Below are 4,317 nucleotides of genomic sequence, written 5' to 3' on the forward strand. Positions count from 1 at the left end.
CCCTGGTCACGCCCCTGGACCAGCCCCTCGAAGGAAGAAGCGGCCGAGATCTTCCGCCGCCAGGCCGAGACATGGGCCTGGGCAGAGTCGGAGGAGGCCCACCTCCAACGAGAACGCCGAAGGGCAGCAGCGTTCGCGGCGGCGGGCCTGGACTACCCGTACACGTACGAGGGCGCCCCGTTCGGCCGGGAAACGTTTGCGGACGTGATGGGAAGGACGGCATAGGGAGCCTTCACACGCCGGGTGGCGCGGAGGTTTTGCTTTTAAGGGGCGCGGGGAACTGCGCGAGCAACCACGTACTACCGGAACTCGCGCACCCCCAGAACACCCCACCCCTTTAGGCGCCCTAACCGCTCAGCCGCGCCGGAAATCCCCCAGTCGCCACCGGCCCCCACTTCTCCGGCGTAACCCGAATAATCGACTTCCCCTGCCGAACCATCGCCTCCCGATACTCATCCCAATCGGGATGCTCCCCGGAGATGTTCCGGAAGTACTCCACCAACGGCTCTACGGAGTCCGGCGAGTCGATGACCTCCGCCACTCCATCGATCTGCACCCACGCCCCGTCCCACTCATCGCTCAGCACCACGACACTCACCCGCTCATCCCGCTTCGCGTTCCGCGTCTTCGCCCGCTCGGGATACGTGGACATCACGATCCGCCCCGAGTCGTCGACCCCGCAGGTCAACGGGGACGCCTGCGGCCCCCCATCCGCCCGCCGAGTGATCAACAGAGCCCGATGCCGGGGCCGTACGAAGTCGAGGAGTTCTTCGAGGGACACGCGCGTGTTCGTAGCGATAGCCATGGCCCCCACCCTAGGAGCACGCCCCTCACCCGGTGGGCAAAGACTCCCCCTGAACGGCCTGCACATCGAGCTCGACCCGCAACGTCGTCCCGATCGCGGCGATCCCGGCGGCGACGACCTGGTTGTAGTTCATCGCGAAGTCCTCCCGCCGCAGCTCGGCGGTGGCCCGGAACGCGGCCCGGGTCCCACCCCACGGATCGCCCCCGGTCCCGAGGTAGGAGAGATCGAGATCGACGCCCCGCACCACACCCCGCATGCTCAACTCCCCGTGCACGGTCCACCGATCGACCCCGGCGACGCTCAACCCCGTTGAGGTGTAGGTGATCTCGGGATGGTTCTCGACGTCGAGGAAGTCGGCGGACTTCAGATGCCCGTCCCGCATCGCGTTCCCGGTATCGATGGAGGAGGCCCGAATCACCGCCTCCACACGGGACTTGGTCACATCATCGGGCGCGACCTCGACCACAGCGCTGAACTCGGTGAACCGCCCCCGCACACTGGAGATCCCGAGATGCTGGGCAACGGCACTGACGGCGGAGTGCGCGGGATCGACGGTCCAGACACCGGGCGGCGGCAACTCCTCGCCCCCCTGCCGGGCCAGCACGACGTTCCCGACGTCCGCGCGCCCACTGGCGGTTACGAGCGCCGTGGAAGCCGTAGGCGCGTACCCCACGGCAGTGATGATGACGGTATGGGCCCCCGGCGCGAGCGGCGTCGCGTCCCGCACCACGCCCTCCTCGTCGGCCTCGGCCCGCACCACCTGCGTACCGGTCATGTCGGTGACCGTCACGACGGCATGGGACACGGCCCACCCGTCCTTCGTCCGGATCCTCGCGCTCAGCGCCATGTCACAACTCCTCTGAAAGTCTGCCGAAAAGGGCCCGTGGCGGGGAATGGCTACCCCACCACGGGCCCGTGCTCACTGCCGGTTCACTCGCCCGGGTGGCCGAGTTCGATGTCGTGCCCGTCGACCCCGTGCCCGGCGACGGTCAGCCCGGCGGCGACCGGCGGGTACCCGGTGGCGATGACGGTGTACTCACCGCTGTCGAGGTCGGAGAAGGCGTACGCACCGTCGTGACCGGTGGTCGACGTCCCGACGACGTTCCCGGCGGCGTCGACGAGCGTCACGCGGGCGTCGGCGAGGGGGCCGTGCGGCGCGCGGACGACGCCCTGGAGGTGCGCGCCCGCGTCGAGGAGGACCTCGGCGCGGGTGACGCCGGTGATCCCGATCTCGACGGGCAGCGCGCGCGGCCGGAACCCGCTCGCGTTGACCGCGACGGTGACCGCGCCCGGCACCAACTCCCCGAAGGAGAACTCGCCTTGCTCCCCGGTCGTCCCGGTCGCGAGGAGATCCCCGCGTACGTCGGTGACGACGACCATCGCGTCCTTGACGCCGTCCCCGCTCCCGGCGGCCCGTACGACACCGGCGAGCCCGCTGGTGCCGCTGAGCAGGATGTCGTACGCGACCGGCTCGCCGTTCACGACGATCGTGGACGCCTGCGGCTGGAACCCGTCGGCGGAGGCGATGAGGACGTACGAGCCGGAGCCGGGCGCGTCGACGCCGTAGGAACCGTCCGACTGGGCTACCGCGCGGCCGAGTTGGCGACCGGCGAGGGAGATGAGGGTGACGGCGGCGGAGGGGACGGGGGCGTTCTCGGCGCCGCGTACGTAGCCGTGGATGGAGGTGCCGTCCGGCCCGCTGCCGACGCTGGCTGTGGCAACGGCCTTGGTCTGTACGGCAGTTGCTCCGACGAGCGCCGGGACCTTCTCCTCGGCTTCGGCCCATGAAGGCGTCGAGACCGGCGCCGGGGTTTCAACGGCGGCCTGCGCAGCCGCACTTGGGGCAACCGGAGCCTCGTCCGCACCGGCCGCCTGCGCAATCGCACCCGTCGTCCGCAACGGGACCTCCTTGATGAACAGCGTCACGAAGAACGCGAGGAACGCGATGGGAGCGACGTACAGGAAGATGTCCGCGATGCCGTGCCCGTACGCGCTCTCCAGCCACGAACGCACCGGTCCCGGAAGGGAGTTCATGTCCGGCAGCGCGCTGGAACCGGTCGCCTTCGCGGCGGCGGCCTGCGACTGCGGGTCGAGGGACGTGATCGTGTCCTTCGCGTAGTGCGTGATCCGCGTCGACATGACCGAGCCGAGCGCGGCGACGCCGACGGCTCCGCCGAGGGAGCGGAAGAAGGTCACCGTCGAGCTGGCGGCGCCGAGTTCGTGCGGGGCGACCTGGTTCTGCGTGGAGAGGACCAGGTTCTGCATCATCATGCCGACGCCGAGGCCCATGACGGCCATGAAGAGGCCGATCTTCCAGTAGTCGGTGTCGTACCGCATCGTGCCGATCAGCCCGAGGCCCGCCGTCAGCAGCGCGCCGCCCGAGACCAGCCACGCCTTCCACTTGCCGGTCTTGGTGATGACCTGGCCGGAGACGGTGGAGGCGACGAACAGGCCCGCGATCATCGGGATGGTCATCACGCCGGACATCGTCGGGGACTTGTCGCGGGCGAGCTGGAAGTACTGGCTGAAGAAGACGGTTCCGGAGAACATCGCGATGCCGACGAACAGCGAGGCGATCGAGGCGAGCGTGATGGTCCGGTTCCTGAACAGGTGCAGCGGGATGATCGGTTCGGTGGCCTTGGCCTCGACGAGGACGAAGACCGCCGCGAGCACCAGCGAGCCGCCGACCATCGTGTACGTCTGCCACGACAGCCAGTCGTACTTGTCGTTCGCGAACGTCACCCAGATGAGCAGCAGGCTGACGGCGGCGGTGATGAAGAACGCGCCCGCCCAGTCGACCTTCACCTGACGCTTGGTCTCGGGCAGGTGCAGCGTCTTCTGGATCACCGCGAGCGCGATCAGCGCGAACGGCACGCCGACGTACAGGCACCAGCGCCAGCCGAGCCAGCTCGTGTCCGTGATGACGCCGCCGATCAGCGGGCCGCCGACGGTCGCCACGGCGAACGTCGCGCCGAGGTAGCCGGAGTAACGGCCGCGCTCACGCGGCGAGATCNNGAGCGCGGTGAGCCCCCCGGCGCCGAGCCCCTGAATGACCCGGGCCCCGATCAACATCCCCGAGTTCTGGGAGAGTCCGGCTACAACGGACCCAACAATGTAGACAACCAGGGCTATTTGAACGAGCGCCTTCTTGCTGACCAGGTCAGCGAGCTTGCCCCACAGGGGAGTTGAGGCGGTCATCGCGAGCAGCGCGGCCGTCACGACCCACGTGTACGCGGACTGCCCGCCCCCGAGATCCTTGATGATCTTCGGGAGCGCGTTCGTCACGATGGTCGACGACAGGATCGCCGCGAACATCCCGAGCAGCAGCCCGGAGAGGGCCTCCATGATCTGCCGGTGGGACATGGGCGCGTGTGCGTGGGGTGCCGGGGCCGACGCCCCGTGCTTGCCGTGGGCCCGCACACCGGGCGGTGTGGTGGTAGCCATGAGGTTCCTTGTCTTAAGTGGTCGCGGGTGTACGGGTGGTTCGCTGGCGTACGGGAGGGGGTGGGGGT

The 4,317-nt window shown here is 69.0% G+C and carries 3 protein-coding genes and 2 pseudogenes; 1 reads left to right on the forward strand and 4 read right to left on the reverse strand.

What is annotated here, in order from left to right:
• Nucleotides 1-225 (forward strand): annotated as a pseudogene (locus tag AOK24_RS50045) (hypothetical protein); the annotation flags it as partial.
• A 121-nt stretch (nucleotides 226-346) separates the two neighbouring features.
• On the opposite strand, the gene AOK24_RS44235 reads toward AOK24_RS50045, so the two are convergent.
• From AOK24_RS44235 to AOK24_RS52085, 4 genes and pseudogenes are all read right to left on the reverse strand, one after another.
• The gene (locus AOK24_RS44235) at nucleotides 347-805 is read right to left on the reverse strand and encodes a PPOX class F420-dependent oxidoreductase (protein ID WP_055725446.1); all 459 of its coding nucleotides are present in this window, start codon (nucleotides 803-805) and stop codon (nucleotides 347-349) included.
• A gap of 25 nt (nucleotides 806-830) precedes the next feature.
• Nucleotides 831-1,652 carry a YceI family protein gene (locus tag AOK24_RS44240; RefSeq protein WP_055725445.1) on the reverse strand — a complete coding sequence of 274 codons (822 nt, stop codon included), beginning with the start codon at nucleotides 1,650-1,652 and terminating at the stop codon, nucleotides 831-833.
• Nucleotides 1,653-1,735: 83 nt separating this feature from the next.
• Nucleotides 1,736-3,818 (reverse strand): MFS transporter (locus AOK24_RS44245; RefSeq protein ID WP_240554427.1); only part of this gene is annotated, 2,083 nt, incomplete at its 5' end.
• A 2-nt stretch (nucleotides 3,819-3,820) separates the two neighbouring features.
• A pseudogene (locus tag AOK24_RS52085) lies at nucleotides 3,821-4,168 on the reverse strand (MFS transporter); the annotation flags it as partial.
• Between the last annotated feature and the right edge of the window lie 149 nt (nucleotides 4,169-4,317).

Origin of the sequence: Streptomyces niveiscabiei, assembly GCF_001419795.1 — a bacterium.
Lineage (GTDB): Bacteria > Actinomycetota > Actinomycetes > Streptomycetales > Streptomycetaceae > Streptomyces > Streptomyces niveiscabiei.